Below are 23,055 nucleotides of genomic sequence, written 5' to 3'. Positions count from 1 at the left end.
ACTTAGGCCGTGGTCAATACACGACTGGCAGCGGCCACCCCGGCACCGGGACTAAAGTTGGTGTATCCCAATTCGCCAAGCACCGCTTCTAGGGCACTGACTGCGGCTAAAATATCGCGATCGCTGACAAAGCCCAAGTGACCCACTCGGAAAATTTGCCCCTTGAGGTGATCTTGACCACCCGCTAGGGCAATGTCAAAGCGTTTTTTCATTAGGCTGCGAATCTTTTCGGCCTCCACTCCTTGGGGTGCCACCGCCGTAATCGCGGGACTGGCACAGTGATCCGCCGCATAAAGGGGCAAGTTGAGTGCCTTCATGGCGGCGCGGGTGGCCTGCATCAAGCGCTGGTGACGGGCAAAGATATTCTCTAAGCCCTCCGCTTGCATCATCTCCAGTGCGGTCTTCAGGGCAAAGAAGAGATTCACCGGTGGCGTAAAGGGGGTTGTGTTCTTGGCAGCGTCCTTGCGGTATTTCCCCAAGTCAAGATAGAACTTTGGCAACGTGGCTGTCTTGTAGGCTTCCCAAGCCTTGGCACTGACGCTGACAAACGCCAAGCCCGGCGGGATCATATACCCCTTCTGGGAACCGGAACCGACAACATCTAACCCCCACTCGTCAATGGGCACACTCACAGCGCCCAGACTGGTCACGGCATCCACAATGATCAGGGCTTGGCCGTGGGCTTTGACGTGGCGGTTGATTGCCTCTAAGTCGTTGATCACGCCCGTTGAGGTCTCACTGTGGGTAATGATCACCGCTTTGATGGTTTTGGCCGTGTCTGCCTCGAGGGCGGCTTTGAAGTCATCGGGGTTGAGGGGTTGTCCCCAAGGCGCCGTAATGCGCTCCGTTTTCAGGCCATAGGCATCGCACACCTCTGCCCAGCGATCGCCAAACTTACCATTACAGCCTACGAGCACGCGATCGCCCGCGCTGAGAAAGTTAATGATCCCGGCCTCCATTGCCCCTGTGCCACTGGCCGCCAAAATCAGCACATCATTCGTGGTTTGATGCAGCCATTTCAACCCTGACGTCACCGCCGCCATGATCTCGCTAAAGTCACCGCTGCGATGGCCAATGGGATGTTTGCTGAGGGACAGAAGAACCGACTCCGGTACCGGCGTAGGCCCCGGAATCATTAACATCGATTTATCTTGCATCGTGAGTTGCGAACCAATCCTTAAAATGAAACGACTAAGCCCAGTGAGCGGCCATGTGCTCTGCCAAGTCCAGAACCCGCTGGCTATAGCCCCACTCGTTATCGTACCAAGCCACCACTTTCACTAGATTGCCCCCCATCACCATCGTGAGGGACGCATCCAAAATCGAGGAGGCGTTGTGACCCCGATAGTCCGAAGACACCAGCTCCAATTCACTGTAGTGGATAATCCCCTTCATTGTGGTTTCCGAGGCTTCCTTGATCACTTGGTTCACCTGCTCAGCAATGGTGGGTTTTTCCACTTGAGCAACAAAATCAACCACAGAGACATTGGGGGTGGGTACCCGCAGGGCAATCCCGTTCAGCTTACCTTGCAACTCGGGAATCACCAATCCGACTGCCTTAGCAGCCCCCGTAGAGGTGGGCACAATGTTCATCGCTGCTGCCCGTGCCCGCCGCAGATCGCGGTGACTGGCATCGAGTAAGCGTTGATCCCCCGTGTAGCTGTGGGTCGTCGTCATCATCCCCTGCTGAATGCCAAAGGTTTCATGGAGCACTTTGACAATGGGGGCTAAGCAGTTGGTGGTGCAACTGGCATTGCTGACGATATCTTCACTGGGATTGTAGGTGTGGTGATTCACTCCCACCACGTATGTCGGAATATTGCCTTTACCGGGTGCTGTAATCAAGACTTTTTTCGCACCAGCACTCAGGTGCTTGCTGGCACCTTCACGGCTGGTAAAAACCCCGGTGGCTTCAATAACGAGATCAATTCCCCACGAACTCCAAGGCAGATTTTCGGGGTTGCGATCAGAGACACATTTGACCGCATGGCCACCAGCATAGATGCAGTCGTCGTCAGCACTGATTTCGGCATCTTGGAAAATGCCTAGCATCGAGTCATACTTCAGCAAATGGGCATTGGTGCGGGGATCGGAGGTATCGTTGATGCCTACAATCTCTAGCTTGCTATTGGCTTTCCGCTGTAACCAGCAACGCATGAAGTTCCGACCGATGCGCCCAAAACCATTGATAGCGACTCTAACCACCTGATCCCTTCCTCTGTTTACTAACTCATTGCCAGAAATGATCTAGGAAACATTCTAAGGGGGAATGGTCATTTTATTGCGTTTTTTTTAACGATGCACAAGACGAGTCTCCGCAAGGGGTGCTGACAATGCCGCCTCGAGGGGGGCACGGCCAAATCGCTCCTCCAGTAGATCCATGACCGTGCGGCCAAAGTCATTGGGATTGAGTCGCCAAGCCGCTAGGCACACTTCGCCAAAGACGGATCCCATGGGTTCTGGGTTCCAGAGGAGTTTCTTGGCCGTCCAAGGCATCAGGCTCATGGGGTTGTAGCCGGGGCGCAAAATGCCGTGTTCAAGGGCATATGCCTCAAGATGGGTGTGGGGTTGCAGACCAATAAAGAAAATGGCTGGCTCCACCTTGTCAGCGCCAAAGATGCCTTCTAGTTCACGGTGGTAGGCAATGGTCTGGGCAATCGTTTCAGGGCGTTCGTCAATGACATTGAAGGAGTAGTTCACAGAGACAAGGGCGTTGAAGCCGGCGGCTTTCAAATCGCGGCAGTTTTGCAGCACGGTGCGCAGGTTATAGCCCATGCGCATTTTTCGCACCAATTCTTGGGAGCCACTGGTAATGCCGATTTCAAAGTAATTCATCCCCGTTTGCACCATCAGGTCACACAGTTCGGGGGTGAGGTTGTCAGCACGAATGTAGGCTGCCCAGTGAATATCATTCATGCCTGCTTTCAGGATTTCCCGCAGCAGGGCGATCGCGTCGGGGATAAATTTGCGGGCGGGGATAAACTGGGCATCGGTAAACCAAAAGTTGCGCACACCGCGATTGTAGAGCTGGCGCATTTCGGCGACGACTTCTTCAGCAGGGTTGATGCGCACCTGTTTGCCTTCAACCACGGTATAGACGCAGTAGCAGCAGTTGTGGGGACAGCCACGCTTGGTTTGCACGCCAATATAAAAGTCACCCCCCTGAAGGTAGTATTCAAATTCGGGCCAGATCGTCTCAATGTAGTTGTAGTTGCAGGCGGTTTTTTCGATGGGGGTTGGCCATTCGTGGATCAGGCGATCGCGGGGCTTTTCCACACCCGCAATGTAGCAACGCTCCCCGGCAATTGGCTGGTTCGTTAGGACTTTGTGCAGCAGCGTTTCCCCTTCACCAACGGAAACAATGGTGCCTTTGGGCAATTGAGACCCCAATTGTTCATAAAAAACACTGACGGCACCGCCACCGACAATGGTCGTGACTTGCGGATGGTGACGCTTGGCATGGTGGAGTCCCAAACGGATTAAATTGAGGTTTCGCCAGAGTTCACCATAGTAGGCACTCATCACCCGCAGACCCCCGATCGCCCCCCGTAGCTTCACCAAGGGATTGCGGGCGTAATAGACCTCAAAGGCATGTTGCAGTGGATTGCCGCCCCGTCCCCCCACAGGGGCATAGATTTGAATATCCCGCCAAGAAAAAACCAGATGCGTGGGTTCAAAGTCATCAATCACTTGGGCAAGGGCACGACGAAAATCCAAGGGCGGTACCGTCCCCAGATCAAAAATCCGCTGCTCGATGCTTGGCAGTTGCTTGTGGATGTAGTCAGCCAGATAAACCACGCCAATGGGAAAAATGGGATTGCAGGGGAGACGGACGTAAAGGACACGCGGGGACATAGGCTAGCCCAAGATCTATGGAAACGCTAAATTCTTAATAAATCTCTATCGCTGTTTAGGTTTTAACACATTTACGCCTTTCCAACAGGGGATCACCGGAACTCAAGGAAAGGATGAACTGTCCATCCTGTAGTTGAGTTTACAACTGGATCGAATTGGCAATGTTAGGCTAACAAGGGTAAAGACACGTCCCTATAAGAAACCATTACTTCCTATGCCGCAAATCTTTGATCCCGTCCCTAGCGATAGTTGCGATCGCATCCTCTGCTGTTATGTCAACGCCACTAGCAGAATTCAGGTGGTGCGCATTACTAATATTCCCAATTGGTATTTTGAGCGAGTCGTTTTTCCAGGACAACGGCTTTTCTTTGAATCACCGCCAGCGGGACAACTGGAGGTTCACAGCGGCACCATGGCTAGTGCCCTTCTTGCCGATACGATTCCCTGTTGTAAGCTGCAAGTGCAAGAAAGGGCAGATCATGTTTTTGTCCATGATGGCAACCCCCAGCCTTGGCTACAGTGGTATGATGAGTCCGCTGCAGCAACGGAAAAAGTGATGCTCCATTGAGTCAACCCAATAGTTATCGCCCCTACACCATTGCAGTTTTGGCCAGTAGTTTAGATGGCCGCCTTGCTCGTGCCGATGCTTTGGGTCAGCGCATTGCCTCGGCCTATGACTTTCAGCACCTTGAGCAGCAGGTGGCACAGGTGGATGCGGTACTCTTTGGGGCGACAACATTGCGTTTGGGGGGGACAGCGATGCGCCTTCAGTCTCCCCATCTGATTGCTGAGCGTGAGCACCAAGGGCGATCGCCCCAACCGCTGCAAATTGTCTGCTCTGCCCGTGGTGAATTAGACTTCAATCTTCCCTTCTTTCGCCAGCCCATTTCGCGCGCTTTGCTGACCACCGAGAAAGGCGCCAGCCGCTGGCAAGGATCCACTGCCTTTGATCACTGTTGGTCTGCTGGGGTGGCGGAGATTGACTGGCCACAGGCGTTTAGGCACATTCAAGGGGCTGGTGTACAAACCTTGGCCGTGTTGGGAGGAGGACAGCTTTTCGCCTCCCTGTTGCAGATGGCTGCCATTGACGAATTGTGGTTGACCCTCTGCCCCCTCCTCCTAGGGTCGGTAGCGCCTAGCCTCTATCCAGAGGAGATTGCCTTCTCAGGGAGGTTGACGCTCCTGAATGTCTTGCCCGTGGGCAATGAGGTTTATCTGCACTACCGCCTTAATTATGCTTGACTCATTGCGAGTAACCCTCAATCACCACTGAGTCTAATTAGTTCTCAGTCAGCACTAATCTGCATCTCCAAGGGTGAGGCAAGGATGCAATCACAGTAATTGAGCACTGGTGGCCGATGCCAACCCCACGTAACACCAATGCTGCCCGCTGCCCCCCCCTGCTGTGCCATGAGGCCATCACTATCGGCATCGCCAATAACCACGGTTTGATCGGGTCGCACCCCAAGGCGATCGCACACCCTCAGGAGTACCTGCGGATCGGGCTTCGTGGGTGGCTCATCTCCCCCCTGCCAGCATTGGAAAAAGGGCTTCAGGTGATAGGTGTCTAAAAAAGCCTCGATTTCCGACCTGCGATCGCCAGAAATAATCGCCAAGGCACAGTTCATTCCATGCAACTGTTGTACCAATTCAATCACCCTCGGCAGGGGAGGAGTTAACGCTGCTTTGGTTGTAAATTTTAGCTCTGCTGCTTCAAAGGCGGCACTCACCAGCTCTAGGGCGGCAATCCATGAAACCCCTTGGCTGGCAACAAGGGCTGCTGCGGCAATCAGATTCTCCTGCCGTGTTCCTACAGCTTGCAATCCCCCTGCATCCAAGTGCTCCCCCCTTACACCAAAGGCTTGGAGCAACAATTGCTTGAGATTGGGGAAATGATCAGCAACTGCCGCAGCGCGGGCGATCGCCAGCTCTTTCAAGTACTCAGCAACATCTGCGAGGGTGCCATCCTTATCAAACACCACCGCTGCCACAGGTTCAAAAGCGTGTCCGCGACAGGAGAGCCGTACCATTCAGAAAACCTCTGGGTAGTAGGATCATAAAGAATAAAAAAGATAGAGGACGTTGCCCCCTTGCTTATCGTTATTGATAACTACGACAGCTTCACCTACAACCTTGTGCAGTACCTAGGAGAGCTAGCGCAGGAGTTCCCAGTTGCTGCGGATCTGCGCGTCTTTCGCAACGACAAGATCACCCTCGATGAGATCGCTGCCCTCGCCCCTGCGGGTATTGTGATTTCTCCTGGTCCGGGTCGCCCTGCGGACGCTGGAATTTCTAAAGCCCTGATCCGCACCTATGCTGGCACACTACCCATCTTGGGGGTTTGCTTGGGACATCAAGCAATTGGTGAAGTTTTTGGCGGCACGGTGACGCTCGCACCAACCCTCATGCACGGCAAAACGTCAGAAATTTACCACAGTGGTGTGGGGGTGTTCCAAGACTTGCCCCAACCCTTTACCGCAACCCGCTACCACAGCCTTGTTATTGATCGTGACAGTTGCCCTGATCTATTGGAAATTACGGCTTGGACAGAGGATGGCCTGATTATGGGGGTGCGCCACCGCCACTATCCGACGCTGGAAGGGGTGCAATTCCATCCGGAGAGCATTCTCACCACCTGCGGCAAAGACCTGCTACGGAACTTTTTGCGACGGCTGTCCAGTCCATCATTGTGAGCCAGCCACTTTTCGGTACACTGAGCTGGAAATAGGAGTGTGGGGAGAGAAAATGGAACGGCGGCAGTTCTTGCGTTGGGCACAAATTGGGGCGATCGCCAGCCTGAGTGGACACTGGGCAGCCCATGCCCAAGGGGGGGGTCTCTCTCTGCAATGGTTTGGCCACACCTGCTTTCTCTTCACCGGCAGTGGTCAGCGGGTACTGGTGAATCCCTTCCGTCCCATTGGTTGCACCAAAGGATTGCGGCCTCCCCGTGTCACTGCGGATATTGTCATGATTAGCAGTCGCCTCCTGGACGAGGGTTACATCGAAGGCTTACCCGGTCGGCCTAAACTGCTTTTTCAACCCGGTTCCTATAAAGTCAATGGTTTGAGTATTCAGGGCATCCGCACCAGTCATGATCGCGTCGGTGGCTTGCGCTTTGGCGTCAACGTGGTTTGGCGCTGGCAGCAGGGGGGCATCAATCTTTTGCATATGGGCGGCATTGCCATGCCGATCACGATTGAACAACGCATTCTCATGGGACGGCCTGATGTGATGATTGTGCCAGTGGGAGGAAGTGACAAAGCCTATAGGGCTGAGGAGGCCAAGGCAGCCATTGAAGTTTTGCAACCCCGTTTGGTCATTCCTTCCCACTATCGCACGGCAGCGGCTGACCCCAATAATTGTGATCTGACGGGGCTAGAGGACTTTTTGAAAGTTATGGAGGGAACCCCGGTTCGCCGCAGTGGGGGTGCCTCCCTCAGTCTATCGGCAGCCAATCTGCCCCAAAATACCACTATCCAAGTCCTCAGTATTTGATGAGGAAAACGGCTATATTGTGTGTCAATGTTTCCCGTAGAACGAGTTGAGGAAACGCCATGATTCAGGTCGAACACCTGACCAAGGTTTACGGTACAACCGTCGCGCTGCGGGATGTCAGCTTTTCAGCGGCCAGTGGTGAGATTCTCGGTCTCCTTGGCCCCAATGGCGCAGGCAAAACCACCACAATGCGGATTTTGGCGGGGTATCTACCGGCAACGAGTGGCACAGCATCTATTGCAGGCTATGAAGTCCACACGAATCCGATGGCGGTGCGGCAGCGCATTGGCTATCTGCCAGAAAATCCCCCCCTCTATACGGAAATGACGGTGGCGGGCTATTTGCACTTTGTGGCTCGCATCAAGGGCGTCAGTGCGGGCGATCGCCCCCAGCGGGTGGAATATGCCCTCAAAAGCTGCGGCCTCTGGGATCGGCAACGCACCATTATTCGCAAACTCTCGAAGGGTTATCGGCAGCGGGTCGGCATTGCCCAAGCGATCGTTCATGATCCGCCAGCCATCATTCTGGATGAACCCACGGTGGGTCTCGATCCGCGGCAAATTATTGAGGTGCGCAACCTGATTAAAAACTTGGCGGGGCAGCATACAGTGATCCTTTCTACCCATATTTTGGCGGAAGTGAGCATGACCTGCGATCGCGCCGTGATTATCAATAAAGGCGAAGTGGCGGGCATTGGCCAACTGGATGAACTGCTGCAACGCCTCAGCAGTAGCTACACCTATGACCTCGAACTCGTGGGCGATCGCGCCGCTATTGAATCCCTCCTCCAACAGTTGCCTGCTCTGCAACAGATCACATGGGGCAATAGCACTCCCCAAGGGCGACAGCAACTTCAGGTCAGCAGTCCTTCAGAAATCGGTGCCGATCTCGCCAGTCTCCTTGTCCAAAATGGGGTGCAACTCTTTGAAATGCGCCGCTCCCGTGCCAACCTAGAGGAGGTGTTCTTGAAGCTAACGACCGATGAACCCACCGCAGAACCCAGCGATACCACCGAAGAAGCCCGTGCTTAGCGTTTCCCTCCACGGGCTGAGTGTCCTCCTTGCCAACATTCTTGCCATCTATCGCCGCGAACTCCAGAGTTACTTTAGTGCCCCCTTCTACTATGTGATTGCCGGGGTGTTCTGGCTGCTCAGCGGCCTGTTTTTCCTCGTTGTGATGACGACAATTATTAGCCAAGTGGCTCAGCAGGATTTGCTGCAACAACAGTTTGGGGCGCCGAGCCAAGCCATTGACGTTCCCAAGCTCATCCTCGAAAGTTTCCTTGGACTCCTCGGCTCCATTTCCCAAGTCATTTTGCCCATGCTCTCGATGGGACTGTACACCGAAGAACGCAAACGCGGCACCCTCGAACTTTTGGCCACCTCACCGATTACGAACTGGTGTGTGGCAACGGGTAAACTCTTGGCAGTGCTCACGTTTTATACCACGCTGTTGCTGCCCGTGATTGTCTATCAGTTTGTGGCGCTCCAGCAGAGTACGCCCCCCCTCTCCCCTTGGCTAATTCTGGCGGGCAATGGCGGATTGATTCTTTTAGCAGCAGCCATTCTCTCCTTGGGGATGTTTCTCTCATCGTTGACGGATAGCACGATCTTGGCGGCCATTTTGGGATTTGCGGTGTTGCTGATTCTTTGGGTGCTGGATGTCTTGGCTAAAAATACTGGCGGGAATCTCAGTGATATCCTCACCTACCTCTCACCCCTAGAGCACTTTACCAACCTGACACGGGGAATTTTTCGCAGCAGTAGTCTTGTTGTCTTTGGTAGTTATATTTTCCTCGGCATCTTCCTCACGGCACAGTCCATTGATGCCTTTCGTTACCAGCGCAATTAGGGGGTACCGGTCATGAAACGCTTTGCCCTAGGCTCACCCGAACGATTGACCACGGTATTGCTGTGGGCGGCGCCACTTTTGATCATTGCTGGCTTGAGTGCTGGCATCGTCACCAATCGCTGGAATTGGTTACCCTTGAGCCTTTTAGCTTTGGGGGGGATTGCCCTACTGCTGTGGCTGATCCAGCAAAGTCGCGTCTCCACAGGGTTTTGGGGGCGGCGTTCTACCCAAACCAGTACCAATGCCCTCCTGACTGTGATTGCGGTGATTGCTCTATTGGGCATCGTCAATTTTTTGGCCGATCGCTACAGTGTTGAAATCGATCTCACCGAAAACCGTGCCTTTACCCTAGCGGCAGAAACCCGTGATGTTCTGCAAACTTTGGATCAGCCGGTGCGGGTATTGGTGTTTGATGCCAATGCTGCCAGTCGCGATCGCCTGTTGTTGGAACAGTACCGCCGTCAGGCCAGCAACCAGTTTTCATTTGAGTTCATTGACCCCCAAGAGCAACCCGCCCTTGCTAAAAAGTACAACGTGACTCAAGTGGGGCAAGTGATTGTTGTGGCGGGCGAGAAAACGCAGCGCATTGATGAAGACCTTTCCGAAAGTAACCTCACCCCTGCCCTGATTCGGGTGACGAGCGATCGCACGATCCGTGCCTATTTCACTACGGGGCACAATGAACTTCCCCTCACAGGTGGCTCCGCCAGTCTCAGTGAAGTGGCTAAACTCCTCGAACAGCGAGATGTGGAACTCCTGCCCCTGAATTTGCTGGAGAAGGGCAAAATTCCTGAGGATGCGAATGTCATTGTGGTCGCTGGACCGCGGCAACCCTTTTTGCGTCTGGAGCAGGATCTGCTCAAGGCGTACCTGAATCGGGGTGGTAGCCTTTTGCTAATGCTCGATGTCGATGTCAACGCCGGTCTGGATGATTTACTGAAAAACTGGGGACTCACCCTCGATAATCGCTGGGTGATTGACGGCTCTGGTGTGGGTCAACAGGTGGGACTCGGTCCCGATACGATTATTGTCACCACCTATGGCAATCACCCGATTACTCAACGCTTTGCCCAAGGTCCGAGTGTCTTTCCCCGCGCGCAAGCCATTCGCATTGATCCTGTGAAGGATGATGACATTGTGGAAATTGCCCTCTCGGGCCCGCAAACTTGGGCGGAAACCGACTGGCAGTCGGGCAACCTTGAATTCACTGAAGGTGTCGATACCAAAGGGCCGCTGCCGATTGGTGTAGCGATTACCCGTCAGTTGAGTGATAACCCACCGAAGGAAGCCCGCTTGGTGGTCTTTGGGGATTCGGAATTCGCCACCGATGGCGTGATTGCCTACCAAGGGATTAATAGTGATCTCTTTGTCAATTCCGTGCTCTGGTTGGGCGATCGCGACCAAAAGGCACTCTCGATTCGGCCGCGCGAAACCACCAATCGCCGCCTGCAACTCAATGTCACCACCAGTCGTTGGCTAGAGATTATCAGTGTCTTTCTGTTGCCCCTTGTCGGGTTTGGCTCAGCCGTTTTTGTCTGGTGGCGGCGCCGCTAACTCTTCACTGGCGATCGCGCGTGACCACCCCTGATCCCTGAGAAATCATTAACAAAATATAAAATTCAGACACAACCCTTTACATTTTCCTGAGAGATTGGTTAATATAAGGTTACATTCCGTTGCACAACGCCAGCGGGTGCGCCTGAGGCCTCTCAGGGACTCGATTTGGGAGTGTAAACGGTTTGTAACATTCATTCATCTTGTTCAACAGGACTTATCACTATGACGACTGTTTTACAACGTCGCGAGCAACTGAACCTGTGGGAGCAATTTTGTAGCTGGGTTACCAGCACCAACAACCGCCTCTATGTGGGCTGGTTCGGTGTGTTGATGATCCCCACTCTGCTCGCTGCTACCATCTGCTTCGTGATTGCTTTCATCGCTGCTCCCCCTGTGGACATCGATGGCATTCGTGAGCCTGTCGCTGGCTCCTTGCTCTATGGCAACAACATCATCACGGGTGCAGTGGTGCCCACCAGCAACGCCATTGGCTTGCACTTCTACCCCATCTGGGAAGCTGCTTCCCTTGATGAGTGGCTTTACAACGGTGGCCCTTACCAGCTGATTATCTTCCACTTCTTGATCGGTGTCTTCTGCTACATGGGTCGTGAGTGGGAACTCAGCTACCGCCTCGGTATGCGGCCTTGGATCTGTGTGGCCTACTCCGCTCCTGTGGCTGCCGCTACCGCTGTGTTCTTGATCTACCCCATTGGTCAAGGCAGCTTCTCTGACGGGATGCCCCTCGGTATCTCTGGTACCTTTAACTTCATGCTGGTGTTCCAAGCGGAGCACAACATCCTGATGCACCCCTTCCACCAACTGGGTGTGGCCGGTGTCTTTGGTGGTGCTCTGTTCTCCGCCATGCACGGTTCTCTGGTGACCTCCAGCTTGATCCGTGAAACCACCGAAACCGAGTCTCAAAACTACGGTTACAAATTCGGTCAAGAGGAAGAAACCTACAACATTGTGGCTGCCCACGGTTACTTTGGTCGCTTGATCTTCCAATACGCCAGCTTCAACAACAGCCGTGCGCTGCACTTCTTCCTCGCCGCTTGGCCGGTGATCGGTATCTGGTTCACCGCTCTGGGTATCAGCACGATGGCCTTCAACCTCAACGGTTTTAACTTCAACCACTCCGTTGTCGATGCTCAAGGCAACGTGATCAACACTTGGGCTGACATCATCAACCGTGCCAACTTGGGTATGGAAGTGATGCACGAGCGTAATGCTCACAACTTCCCCCTCGACTTGGCCAGCGCTGAGTCTGCTCCTGTGGCCATGATTGCTCCTAGCATCAACGGCTAATTCCTAGAGCAACGCTAACTAGCGTTTAGTTAAAGGAACCGCCTCTTCATCGGGGGCGGTCTTTTTTTATGATGATGGTCAAAGGGTAGAGACTTTGTTAATGAATGGTTGGACATCCCTCTTGGCAGTGGCAGTGCCTCTTGTGGTGCAAGCAGCAACACCAGCTCCAGAGATCATTACGCGGGCGATCGCGATCGCTGCCGAGCAGTTTGGTGAGGAACCAGAGCAAATTAGCGTGGTTCAAGTTCAGCCCAAAGTTTGGTCTGATGGCTGTTTGGGCTTGGGGGGATTGCGGGTGGATTGTGCTGAGCGTTTAACCCCCGGTTGGGAAATTACCCTGACAAATCCCAAGGCGCCTTACCCCCAGCAGTGGGTCTATCGCAGCAATCACAGTGGTTCCCTGATTCTTTGGGATGCCGCTGGCAGTCGGATGATCGGCACCCTCATTCAGCGCCCCCAACGCCTGAGTCCAGAGGAGTTGCCGCCCCCCCTTCCTGAGGGCGTGAGTTTTCGCGTGATTCGGCAAAGTGATGCCTCTGGGAGCCGTCTACCCGTAACGACAACGACACTGCTTTATAACGATGGTCGGATTGTGCAGCAAACCACCAATGCTCGCGGGGAAACCCTCAGCCGCACCCTACGCACAGTGACACCTGCTCAAGTCAGTCAATTTAATCAATGGTTGAGCGATCGCCGGTTTGAGCGCTTCAATGGCTTTGACTTTGTACCTACACCCCTAGAGCGACCGGTGCCTATTCATCTCGTCTCGACCCCCACCGCAACGGTGCGCTTTGCTGAAGCCAATGAATACCGCCTTGCCTCTGATTTGGTCGCTGTTTTGCGGGCATGGGAGTTATTGGTTGCCAAAGGTCGGCTGCCTGACCAGATTTCATCACAAACCAGTTAAGAAAACAATGACTAGAGCCGCATACATTCATCTGCCCTTTTGTCGGCGCCGCTGCTTCTACTGTGACTTTCCGATTACGGTAGTGGGAGATTCTCCGACGCTGGCAGAGTCACTTATCCAAGAGTATGTGGCTGCACTCTGTCAAGAAATTGCCCACACCCCTGCTGAGCCGCCACCACTCCAAACGATTTTTTTTGGGGGGGGAACACCGTCTCTAGTCCCGCCTCAATACATTGGCCAACTGCTGGAAGCCCTCGATCGCCAAATAGGCATTGCCCAAGGGGCAGAAATTTCCATGGAAATGGATCCGGGGACATTTGACTTAAAACAATTGCAGGCCTATCTCAGGGTAGGGGTGAATCGCGTCAGCTTGGGTGTACAGGCCTTTGACAATGAGCTATTGCAAGTGTGTGGCCGTAGTCACGATGTGACCGATGTTGAGCGTGCAGTGGCTCTGATTCACGAGGTTGGGGTGGAAAATTGGAGCATGGATCTCATTTTGGGGCTACCGAATCAATCCCTGCAACGTTGGCAACGCTCCCTAGAGCAAGCGATCGCCCTCAACCCTACCCATCTATCCATCTACGACCTGATCATTGAGCCAAAAACCGTCTTCAGCAAACGCTATCAACCCGAAGCAGCCCCCCTACCCACCCAAGAACAGGCCGCCGCTGCCTATCGCCTTGGCCACGAAATCTTAACCGCAGCGGGCTACGATCACTACGAAATTTCCAATTATGCCCGACCGGGGTTTGCCTGTCGTCACAATCAAGTGTATTGGCGCAATCAACCCTACTATGGCTTTGGCATGGGCGCCACCAGTTATCTCGGGCATCGTCGCCTCAGCCGTCCGCGTACCCGCCGTGAATACTATCAATGGCTGCAAAGTTTACCCGAGAGCCTCAATCAAGTCAGTCCAGATGCCCAGTGGGATCGCTGGTTGGAAACCCTGATGCTGGGCTTGCGCCTCAGGGATGGCCTCTCTTTAACTGCTCTGGCGGATGAATTTCCGATGTCGTGGGTTGAAGCCCTACAAGCAGCAGCGGCAAACATGTCTCCAGAGATGCTTTCTTTGACGGGCGATCGCCTGCACTTGACCCAGCCAGAAGGATTTCTGATGGCCAATACCGTCATTGTCACTCTTTGGGAGGCGATGGAGAGATCGGTTTTCCACCAACAGCAAGGGCAACCCCTACCGATACACTAGAGGTTGTCTGACCAAGAATACACTCACGGGAAGCATCATGTTGGAACAGGGAACCATTTCAATCCATACTGAGAACATTTTTCCAATCATTAAAAAGTGGCTCTACTCCGATCATGAGATTTTCCTGCGGGAACTGGTCTCCAATGCGGTAGATGCAATCCAAAAACTGCGGATGGTGGCACGTTCTGGGGAATATAGCGGCGATGTGGATCACCCGGAAGTGACGATCACGATTGACAAAGAAAACAAAAAGCTGGCGATCGCCGACAACGGCATTGGCATGACCGCCGAGGAAGTCAAAAAATACATTACCCAAGTGGCCTTTTCCAGTGCCGAAGAATTCGTTCAAAAGTACAAAGGGGAAGGGGAAGACGCAATCATTGGTCACTTTGGCCTTGGCTTTTACTCCGCCTTCATGGTCTCAGAACGGGTGGAAATTGATACCCTCTCCTACCGCGAAGGTGCTGTCCCCGTGCATTGGACCTGTGATGGTTCCACTGAATTTACCCTCTCCGATGGTCAGCGCACCAGTGTTGGGACAACCGTCACCCTAACCCTGCAAGAGGGTGAGTTGGAGTACCTAGAACCCGGCCGCATTCGTGAATTGGTGCGCAAATACTGTGACTTTTTGCCGGTGCCAATTAAGCTAGAGGGTGAGCAAATTAATAAACAAATTGCCCCTTGGAAGAGTTCTCCCAATAGCCTCAGCAAAGAAGACTATCTCGAGTTTTACCGCTATCTCTATCCCTTTCAAGAAGACCCGCTGCTTTGGGTTCACCTCAATACCGACTATCCCTTTGTGGTCAATGGCATTCTCTACTTTCCCAAACTGCGCCCCGATATTGATGTCAGCAAGGGGCAAATTAAGCTCTACTGCAACCAAGTCTTTGTCAGCGATAACTGCGAAGAGGTGATCCCGCGCTTTTTGCTGCCTTTGCGGGGGGTCATTGACAGCAGCGACATTCCCCTGAATGTGTCCCGCAGTTTCCTGCAAAACGATCGCACGGTGCGCAAAATTGCCGACTACATTGCCAAAAAGGTGGGCGATCGCCTGAAGGAGCTATACCGCGAAGACCCGGCGGCCTACGTACGCTCGTGGCAAGACTTGGGCACCTTTGTCAAATTCGGTTCCATCAACGATGAGAAGTTCAAAAAGCAGGTGGAAGATATTCTCATCTACCGCACCACGGCCGAACTCATCTCCAAAGAGAGCGAGGATGTCTGGGCCAGTGAGGGGGGCATCCAAGTGGATGGCAAAACCTACACCACCCTCAAGGAGTACCTCGAGCGCAACCAAGAGCGCCAAGGCAAGCGCGTCTATTACTGCACCGATGAGGTGAACCAAGCCACCTACGTGCAACTGCTTAAAAGCCAAGGGATTGAAGTTCTGTTTATGGACAGTTTCATTGATACCCACTTTGTGCCGTGGCTGGAGCAAAATTACCGCGATGTCAAGTTTCTGCGGGTGGACGCTGAACTGGATGAAACCCTGATTGACAAGAGCAAAGAGAGCGAAATCATTGACCCAGCTACCAACAAAACCCGCAGTGAGCAGATCAAGGCGCTCTTTGAATCTGTGCTGAAAAAGCCGAAACTGACCATTCGCACCGAGGCCCTCAAGGCCGATGCCCCCCCGGCAATGATCCTGTTGCCCGAAACCAGTCGGCGGATGCAGGAGATGATGGCGATGATGCAGCAGCAACCCAATGCGCAGTTGCCAGAGGAGCATATCTTGGTTGTCAATACCGCCCATCCCTTGGTGCAAAATCTCCTCAGCCTCAACCAAGGCACGATTATTCAAACCAGCGGCACCTCAGAAACGGGTGCATTGGTCGAAAAGCTGTGTCAGTATATCTACGATTTGGCTCTATTGTCACAGCGGGGCTTTGATGCCAATGGTATGCAGCAATTTACAGAGCGTGCCAGTCAAGTTCTGACCCAACTGACCACTATGGCCACGCGCTAACGTTTGCAAACGCGGGAGGTAACGCATGATTATTACGGTAGGCCTATTGGCGGGGGCGATCGCCCTACTGGCGTGGGGACTGTACCGCAACCTGCCCTACGGCAAGCTGGGGATTGTGGCTTGGCTGCAAACCCTTGTCCTGATGCTCCCTTGGCTAGTGGTTTTTGGCAGCCTCAGCTTTGGGATTGTGATTAACTTTGCTGCCGTGCTCTTTGGGCTGGTGTTCTCGATTGTGGCCTATGTTGCCCTTGGCCGTTGGTTGCGATCGCTGGCGGCCACCGCCGAATTGCCCCTACCCTCTGCTCCCTCTGGCCGTTCGGAACTAGAGCAAGCCACCACAGAGCAGACGACCCCAGCCCAGCCTACTGCACGACCCAGCCTTCCCGCCGAAGACCTACAAGCCATTCAAAGTATCTTTAGCGTGGATACCTACTTCGCCACCGACTACATTCCCTACAAAGGGGGCGTGATCTGCCCGGGGAATCTGCGGGGAGAGGCCAAAGTGGTGCATCAGCAACTCACTGAACGCCTACAGGCCGCCTTGCCCGATCGCTATCGCCTTTTTATGGTGGCCAATGGGGAGGGCAAGCCGATGGTCGTGATTTTACCAATGACGACCGAACCAATTCGCTCGGGCAATCTTCAGAAGCTGGCAGCGGTTTTCTTGGCGGTGGCCACCCTTGGAACCTGTCTCGAGACCAGTGCCATCCTGCAGGGGTTTAGCTTACTGGGAAATCCAACCACTGGCCTCTTCCAGCGATCGCTCCCCTTTGCCTTGGGTCTCTTTGGCATTGCCGCTATACGGGAAGGGGGTCACTGGCTAATGGCCAAACGCTATCGGGCACGCTTGGGGCCGCCCATCTTTTTACCCGCGTGGCAGTTGGGGACTTTTGGAGCCATGACCCGCATTGAATCCTTCCTTGCCAATCGCAGTCAACTCTTTGACATTGGTGCAGCAGGGGCGATCGCGGCTGGTAGTGTTTCGCTGCTGCTGTTGGCCATTGGCCTTGTTCTCTCGCCCACGAGTCAGGGGTTAGAGGTGCCGACCCTCTTTTTCCAAGGCTCGATTTTGGTGGGGACGATCGCCAAGCTCTTTTTGGGGCAGCAGTTGCAAAGTGAAGTGGTGGTGGTGCATCCCTTTGTGATTTTGGGCTGGCTGGGCTTGATCATGACGGCCTTGAACTTGATGCCCGCAGGACAACTGGATGGGGGGCGGATTATTCAAGCCATTTACGGTACCAAAACCGCCAAACGACTGACGATTATTACCCTTGTGGTCTTGGGCTTGGTGGCGATCGTCAACCCCTTGGCCTTGTATTGGGCGTTGGTGATTCTGCTGTTGCAGCGGGATATGGATCAGCCCAGTCTCGATGAGATCACCGAACCCGATGATACCCGTGCTGGTCTTGGTCTGCTGCTGTTGTTCCTGATGGCCGCTACCTTGATCCCGATGGCGCCGGGGCTAGCGGGTCGCTTGGGAATTGGAGGCTAAATGCCCGACTCACTGCGGCAAATTTTGACGGCAGTTGCCCAAGGACAACTGAGCGTAGAGACCGCCTATCGCCAACTGCAACACCTGTCCTACGAACCCATTGGCGATTTTGCACGCATTGATCACCAAAGGCAGCAGCGCACCGGCTTTCCAGAGGTGATTTGGGGACCCGGCAAAACCCCGCAGCAGATTGTCGAGATTTTGCAGCGGATGCGTCCCCACTATCCCTGTGTGATGGCCACGCGCATTTCCTCCGAGGTGTTTGAGGCGCTGCGATCGCGCGTTGGTGGACTGCACTATTTTGAAAAGGCACGGATTTGCAGTACAGCCCCCATTTTGCCGCCGCAGTTTCCCCTGCCGGTGGGCTTGGTCTGTGCCGGCACAGCGGATCTACCCGTGGCCGAAGAGGCAGCAGTGACGTTGCAACTGTCAGGATTTGGGGTTGAGCGATTTTGGGATGTGGGGGTGGCGGGAATTCATCGGCTGTTGAGTGTGCGCGATCGCCTAGAGGAGATGGCCCTGCTCATTGTGGTTGCGGGCATGGAGGGGGCACTGCCCAGTGTGGTGGCGGGGCTAGTCTCGGTACCCGTGATTGCTGTACCCACCAGTATTGGCTATGGCGCGAATTTTGGCGGTTTGGCAGCGCTACTGACAATGCTCAACTCCTGTGCCCCCGGCATTGGTGTCGTCAATATTGACAATGGCTTTGGGGCGGCAATGCTGGCGGCCAAGATCTTGCGATCGCTCAGTCAACGGTTATAATGGTTATTTGTTCTTAACGTGTGATTGATCATCAGGTGACCTGTGGCTAACATCAAATCTGCCGCTAAACGTGCCCAAATTGCTGAGCGCAACCGTCTTCGCAACAAAGCCTATCGCTCGGCAGTGCGGACGCTGATTAAAAACTACTTGACGGCTATTAGTCAGTATGCTGCCGATCCCACTCCGGAAAAACTGGCGGAAGTCCAGCAGCGACTCAACTTGGCCTTTAGCAAAATTGACAAAGCGGTTAAGCGCGGTGTGCTCCATCGCAACACCGGTGCCCGTCGTAAAGCGCGGCTGACCCGTATCCTCAACAAAACGCTGCAACCGGCTGCCTAATCCCCATGTTGGTGGATACCCACGTCCATCTCAACTTTCCAGAGTACGCATCCGATCTGGACTCAGTGGCTGAACGCTGGCGATCGGCGGGAGTGGTGCGGCTGGTTCACTCCTGCGTTGAACCCAGTGAATTTCCCACCATTCAGAGCCTTGCCGCGCAGTTTCCCGAACTCTTTATGGCAGTGGGTCTCCATCCCCTAGATACAGAGCAGTGGCAGCCGGATCTCAAGGAAAAAATTGCCCGCCTTGCCGCCAGTGAACCCAAGGTGGTGGCCATTGGCGAAACAGGTTTAGATTTTTACAAAGCCACGAATCGCGAAGAACAGGAAGCGGCCTTTTGGGCACAGTTGGAGGTTGCCCACAGCTTGAATCTGCCAGTGATTATCCACTGTCGGGAGGCAGCCGCTGCCGCGCGGGATCTACTTCAACAGTTTGTGCGCGATCGCGGGCCGGTGCAAGGAGTGATGCACTGCTGGGGCGGTACCCCCGAAGAAACGGAGTGGTTTCTCGATCTGGGTCTTTTTATCAGCTTTAGCGGCACCGTCACGTTTAAGAACGCCAAACAAATCCATGCCTCGGCACAAATGGTTCCCAGCGATCGCCTACTGGTGGAAACGGATTGCCCCTTCCTTGCCCCTGTGCCCAAACGCGGCGAAAAACGCAATGAACCCAGCTATGTGCGCTTTGTGGCTGAAGCCGTCGCCCGTCTGCGACAATGTGACCTCTTGGAATTAGAACAGCAAACCACCCTCAACGCCTGTCAGCTCTTTCGCCTCCCCCTGCCCCCAGAAGTTGCCGCATAAATTGCTCAGGCATTGGGAAGTTTACTGAATTGAATCAACGTTAAAAAATCTAGCGCATTTGCGAGCCTAGCCGTTTCAGCATCCTAGGATGGGGCTGTAGGCTAAAGACGATAGTTTAGGATGTGTCCCGATTAGTAAGTAGGCAATTCGTGGATTCTTGATCAACGCCGTTAGCACTTTGATCTATATGATCTCGGTTGATTTTCTTGATACTCATGCTGACTTGACGAGGATACTGTATGGTTAGCTCTCCTCCCCGTCCCACCGAACTCACCGCTGATATTCATGCTTTTGGTTCTGCTCGCGCCACGATTCAAGGACAGCCCTTGAGTGATAGTGAAGTTGAGGCCATGGATGCCTTCTTCCGTGCCTGTAACTATCTGGCCGTGGGCATGATCTATTTGCTCGATAACCCCCTACTCAAGGAACCCCTCAAGCCTGAACACATCAAAAAACGCCTCCTTGGTCACTGGGGATCGAGTCCGGGTCTGTCCTTTTGCTACCTTCACCTCAATCGCATTATTAAAAAGTACCAACAGGAGGTGATTTTCCTAGCGGGTCCCGGTCATGGGGCACCGGGGGTTTTGGCACCTGTTTACCTTGAAGGCAGTTACACCGAGATTTACCACAACATTAGTGAGGATGCCCACGGCCTCAAAAAATTTTTCAAGCAGTTCTCCTTCCCCGGTGGCATTGGCAGCCACTGCACCCCAGAAACGCCCGGCTCGATACACGAAGGGGGAGAATTGGGCTATGTCCTCTCCCATGCCTGTGGTGCTGCCTTTGACAATCCTGATTTAATTGTGGCGGCAGTGGTTGGCGATGGGGAAGCAGAAACGGGGCCTTTGGCCACCTCATGGCACATCAATAAATTCCTCAACCCGGCGCGCGATGGGGCAGTCTTGCCGATTCTCAACTTGAATGGCTACAAGATTAACAATCCGACGATTCTGGCACGCATTCCCCATCAAGATTTGGAAAACTTCTTCCGCGGTTTAGGGTATGAACCCTGCTTTGTGGAAGGTTCCGATCGCCCCTCAATGCACCAAGCAATGGCCGCCACCCTCGATTACTGCGTGACTAAAATTAAGGAGATTCAACGGGCGGCTCGGCAAGAGGGCGTTACCACCTTACCCCGTTGGCCGATGATTGTGCTGCGTACCCCCAAAGGGTGGACAGGCCCCGCGGAAGTGAATGGCCACAAAGTGGAAGGCTTCTGGCGAGCACACCAAGTGCCCATGGCCGATGTCCACACCAACCCTGAAAACCTTAAGCTCCTTGAAAATTGGCTGCGCAGCTACCGCCCCGAAGAACTCTTTGATGAGAATGGCACATTTCGTCCTGAACTCAAAGCCTTGGCGCCAACCGGCAACTACCGTATGGGCATGAATCCCCACGCCAATGGTGGGCTATTGCGCAAGGATTTGAAAATGCCCGACTTTCGGCAGTACGGCATTACGTTTGAGAAACCCGCCCAAATTGAGGTGGAAAATACCCGTCCCCTTGGAGTCTTCCTGCGGGATGTGATGCGCAATAACATGACCAATTTCCGTGTCTTTGGTCCCGATGAAAATACCTCGAATAAGCTCAATGCCATTTACGAGGTCAGCAAGAAATTCTGGATTGCGGAATACTTTGAGGAGGACGCCGATGGCGGTGAATTGTCCCCTAATGGTCGCGTCATTGAAATGCTCAGCGAGCACACCATGGAGGGGATGCTGGAGGGCTATCTGCTGACGGGTCGCCATGGCTTCTTCTCCACCTACGAGTCCTTTGTCCATGTCATTGACTCGATGTTTAACCAACATGCCAAATGGTTGAGCATCTGCAATGAACTCTCGTGGCGGGCGGATGTGGCCTCGTTGAACTTGCTGATTACGTCCACGGTGTGGCGGCAGGATCACAATGGCTTCACCCACCAGGATCCGGGATTTTTGGATATTGTCTGCAACAAGAGTGCAAAGGTTACGCGCATTTACTTACCGCCTGATGTCAACTCACTGCTGTCGGTGGCGGATCACTGCCTGCGGAGCAAAAACTATGTGAATGTGATTGTCTCCGACAAGCAGTTGCACTTGCAGTACCTGACGATGGATCAGGCGATTATTCACTGCACGAAGGGGCTAGGCATTTGGGATTGGGCCAGCAATGATCAAGGCTGTGAACCCGATCTGGTGATGGCCAGTGCCGGGGACATTCCCACCCAAGAGGCGTTGGCGGCGATCGCCCTCCTGCGGCAGGAGTTTCCAGAGCTGAAGATTCGCTATATCAATGTGGTGGATCTCTTTAAGCTGCAACCGGAAACCGAACACCCCCACGGCCTGAGCGATCGCGACTTTGATAGTCTCTTTACCCTCGATCGCCCGATTATCTTTAACTTCCATGGTTATCCGTGGTTGATCCACCGTCTCACGTACCGCCGTCACAATCACCGTAATTTGCACGTGCGCGGCTACAAAGAAAAGGGCAACATCAACACCCCCCTTGAGTTGGCCATCAATAATGAGATTGATCGCTTTAGTCTTGCCATTGATGCCATTGATCGCCTCCCCGGTCTTCAAGTGGCGGGTGCCCATGCCAAGGAAAAATTCCGCAACATGCAAATTGAAGCCCGCAACTACGCCTACGAGTACGGTGTGGACAAGCCGGAGTTTAGCCACTGGACTTGGCCATTTTAGCTTGATCCTCTAGGTTGATGCTCTGCCCCTCTCTTCGCTTATCGGCAAGGGAGGGGTTCTTCTTGGCGCACGGGCACTTGGTGCTGATGGAGATAGTCCTTGATCTGGGCGATCGTCAGTTGGCCATAGTGTAGGAGCGAAGCCAACAGTGCCGCCTCTGCTTTCCCTTCCACAAGAGCCGCGCGAATATGCTCACAGGTACCCGCCCCCCCAGAGGCAATCACAGGAATCTCCACCCGCTCAGCGATCGCCCGCGTCAATTCGAGGTCGTAGCCCGCCTGTGTCCCATCGGCATCCATACTGGTCACCAGCAGTTCGCCCGCACCCCGTTTAGCCATTTCCACCGCCCATTCAATCGCATCTAGCCCCGTAGCTTCCCGTCCGCCGCGCACATAGACTTGCCAACGGGGGTTTTTAGGATCCCAATGGGGTTCGCGCCGCGCATCAATGGCGACAACAATACATTGGGCACCAAAGCGATCGCTAGCCTGATTCACGAGATCGGGTTGCCGCACTGCCGCCGAATTCAGGCTGACTTTATCTGCCCCGGCGCGCAACAGGTCTTTGATCATCGTCAGGGACTGAATCCCGCCCCCCACCGTCAGGGGAATGAACACCTGATCCGCGGTGCGATAGACGACATCAATAATAATGTTCCGCTCTTCATGGGTGGCCGTAATATCGAGAAACACCAGCTCATCCGCACCCGCTGCATTGTAGGCTTGCGCCAGTTCGACCGGATCGCCGGCATCGCGCAGGTTGACAAAGTTCACGCCCTTGACGACGCGACCCGCCTTCACATCCAAACAGGGCAAAATTCGTTTGGCAAGCATTTAGC

The 23,055-nt window shown here is 53.9% G+C and carries 21 protein-coding genes; 16 read left to right on the top strand and 5 right to left on the bottom strand.

Annotated elements, in window-relative coordinates; translation table 11 throughout:
- Positions 1–2: 2 nt before the first annotated feature.
- From RHH53_RS03720 to RHH53_RS03710, 3 genes are all read right to left on the bottom strand, one after another.
- Positions 3–1,157, bottom strand: coding sequence for an alanine--glyoxylate aminotransferase family protein (locus tag RHH53_RS03720; protein ID WP_310744114.1), 1,155 nt, complete (start codon positions 1,155–1,157; stop codon positions 3–5).
- 34 nt (positions 1,158–1,191) lie between these two features.
- On the bottom strand, positions 1,192–2,205 hold the full coding sequence (locus RHH53_RS03715; RefSeq protein ID WP_206201109.1) for a type I glyceraldehyde-3-phosphate dehydrogenase: 1,014 nt from the start codon (positions 2,203–2,205) through the stop codon (positions 1,192–1,194).
- Between the two features lie 87 nt (positions 2,206–2,292).
- Positions 2,293–3,855: a photosystem II high light acclimation radical SAM protein gene (locus tag RHH53_RS03710; RefSeq protein WP_310744113.1), complete on the bottom strand. Its 1,563-nt coding sequence runs from the start codon at positions 3,853–3,855 to the stop codon at positions 2,293–2,295.
- A gap of 214 nt (positions 3,856–4,069) precedes the next feature.
- Here RHH53_RS03710 and RHH53_RS03705 point away from each other — a divergent pair, with 214 nt between their 5' ends.
- Together RHH53_RS03705 and RHH53_RS03700 are read left to right on the top strand one after the other, a co-directional pair.
- Positions 4,070–4,423: a DUF1830 domain-containing protein gene (locus RHH53_RS03705; RefSeq protein WP_302678877.1), complete on the top strand. Its 354-nt coding sequence runs from the start codon at positions 4,070–4,072 to the stop codon at positions 4,421–4,423.
- Positions 4,420–5,097 carry a RibD family protein gene (locus RHH53_RS03700; RefSeq protein WP_310438087.1) on the top strand — a complete coding sequence of 226 codons (678 nt, stop codon included), beginning with the start codon at positions 4,420–4,422 and terminating at the stop codon, positions 5,095–5,097. The genes RHH53_RS03705 and RHH53_RS03700 overlap by 4 nt, the downstream gene beginning before the upstream one ends.
- Before the next feature lie 44 nt (positions 5,098–5,141).
- Here RHH53_RS03700 and RHH53_RS03695 read toward each other — a convergent pair whose 3' ends face one another.
- On the bottom strand, positions 5,142–5,885 hold the full coding sequence (locus RHH53_RS03695; protein WP_310453339.1) for an HAD family hydrolase: 744 nt from the start codon (positions 5,883–5,885) through the stop codon (positions 5,142–5,144).
- Positions 5,886–5,945: 60 nt separating this feature from the next.
- Between RHH53_RS03695 and RHH53_RS03690 the strand changes: the two genes are divergently transcribed.
- The 14 genes from RHH53_RS03690 to RHH53_RS03625 all read left to right on the top strand — a co-directional run bounded on the left by RHH53_RS03690 (position 5,946) and on the right by RHH53_RS03625 (position 22,217).
- Complete coding sequence (locus RHH53_RS03690; RefSeq protein ID WP_310453338.1) at positions 5,946–6,548, top strand: aminodeoxychorismate/anthranilate synthase component II; 603 nt, start codon at positions 5,946–5,948, stop codon at positions 6,546–6,548.
- Between the two features lie 52 nt (positions 6,549–6,600).
- Positions 6,601–7,350, top strand: a complete 750-nt coding sequence (locus RHH53_RS03685; protein WP_302678872.1) for an MBL fold metallo-hydrolase — start codon at positions 6,601–6,603, stop codon at positions 7,348–7,350.
- A 59-nt stretch (positions 7,351–7,409) separates the two neighbouring features.
- On the top strand, positions 7,410–8,381 hold the full coding sequence (locus tag RHH53_RS03680) for an ABC transporter ATP-binding protein (protein ID WP_302678871.1): 972 nt from the start codon (positions 7,410–7,412) through the stop codon (positions 8,379–8,381).
- Between the two features lie 16 nt (positions 8,382–8,397).
- The gene (locus RHH53_RS03675) at positions 8,398–9,201 is read left to right on the top strand and encodes an ABC transporter permease subunit (RefSeq protein ID WP_315863527.1); all 804 of its coding nucleotides are present in this window, start codon (positions 8,398–8,400) and stop codon (positions 9,199–9,201) included.
- Between the two features lie 12 nt (positions 9,202–9,213).
- Positions 9,214–10,755: a Gldg family protein gene (locus tag RHH53_RS03670; RefSeq protein WP_302678870.1), complete on the top strand. Its 1,542-nt coding sequence runs from the start codon at positions 9,214–9,216 to the stop codon at positions 10,753–10,755.
- A 225-nt stretch (positions 10,756–10,980) separates the two neighbouring features.
- Positions 10,981–12,063 carry a photosystem II q(b) protein gene (gene psbA / locus RHH53_RS03665; RefSeq protein ID WP_310438084.1) on the top strand — a complete coding sequence of 361 codons (1,083 nt, stop codon included), beginning with the start codon at positions 10,981–10,983 and terminating at the stop codon, positions 12,061–12,063.
- 100 nt (positions 12,064–12,163) lie between these two features.
- Complete coding sequence (locus RHH53_RS03660) at positions 12,164–12,970, top strand: hypothetical protein (RefSeq protein WP_310438083.1); 807 nt, start codon at positions 12,164–12,166, stop codon at positions 12,968–12,970.
- 7 nt (positions 12,971–12,977) lie between these two features.
- Complete coding sequence (gene hemW, locus RHH53_RS03655) at positions 12,978–14,177, top strand: radical SAM family heme chaperone HemW (RefSeq protein ID WP_310744111.1); 1,200 nt, start codon at positions 12,978–12,980, stop codon at positions 14,175–14,177.
- A 37-nt stretch (positions 14,178–14,214) separates the two neighbouring features.
- The gene (htpG, locus tag RHH53_RS03650; protein ID WP_310744110.1) at positions 14,215–16,143 is read left to right on the top strand and encodes a molecular chaperone HtpG; all 1,929 of its coding nucleotides are present in this window, start codon (positions 14,215–14,217) and stop codon (positions 16,141–16,143) included.
- Positions 16,144–16,168: 25 nt separating this feature from the next.
- Complete coding sequence (locus RHH53_RS03645; protein WP_206201098.1) at positions 16,169–17,635, top strand: site-2 protease family protein; 1,467 nt, start codon at positions 16,169–16,171, stop codon at positions 17,633–17,635.
- Positions 17,636–18,397: a nickel pincer cofactor biosynthesis protein LarB gene (gene larB, locus RHH53_RS03640; protein ID WP_310438080.1), complete on the top strand. Its 762-nt coding sequence runs from the start codon at positions 17,636–17,638 to the stop codon at positions 18,395–18,397.
- Between the two features lie 42 nt (positions 18,398–18,439).
- A complete protein-coding gene (rpsT, locus tag RHH53_RS03635; protein ID WP_149820827.1) occupies positions 18,440–18,736 on the top strand; it encodes a 30S ribosomal protein S20 in 297 nt (98 codons plus the stop codon).
- A 5-nt stretch (positions 18,737–18,741) separates the two neighbouring features.
- A complete protein-coding gene (locus tag RHH53_RS03630; RefSeq protein WP_302678865.1) occupies positions 18,742–19,539 on the top strand; it encodes a TatD family hydrolase in 798 nt (265 codons plus the stop codon).
- 239 nt (positions 19,540–19,778) lie between these two features.
- The gene (locus tag RHH53_RS03625; RefSeq protein ID WP_302678864.1) at positions 19,779–22,217 is read left to right on the top strand and encodes a phosphoketolase; all 2,439 of its coding nucleotides are present in this window, start codon (positions 19,779–19,781) and stop codon (positions 22,215–22,217) included.
- A 38-nt stretch (positions 22,218–22,255) separates the two neighbouring features.
- On the opposite strand, the gene hisF is transcribed toward RHH53_RS03625, so the two are convergent.
- The gene (hisF, locus tag RHH53_RS03620; protein ID WP_149820833.1) at positions 22,256–23,050 is read right to left on the bottom strand and encodes an imidazole glycerol phosphate synthase subunit HisF; all 795 of its coding nucleotides are present in this window, start codon (positions 23,048–23,050) and stop codon (positions 22,256–22,258) included.
- Positions 23,051–23,055 lie beyond the last annotated feature (5 nt).

The organism is Thermosynechococcus sp. PKX82 (assembly GCF_031583255.1).
GTDB lineage: Bacteria > Cyanobacteriota > Cyanobacteriia > Thermosynechococcales > Thermosynechococcaceae > Thermosynechococcus.
This window is presented reverse-complemented; position numbering and strand designations above follow the sequence as displayed.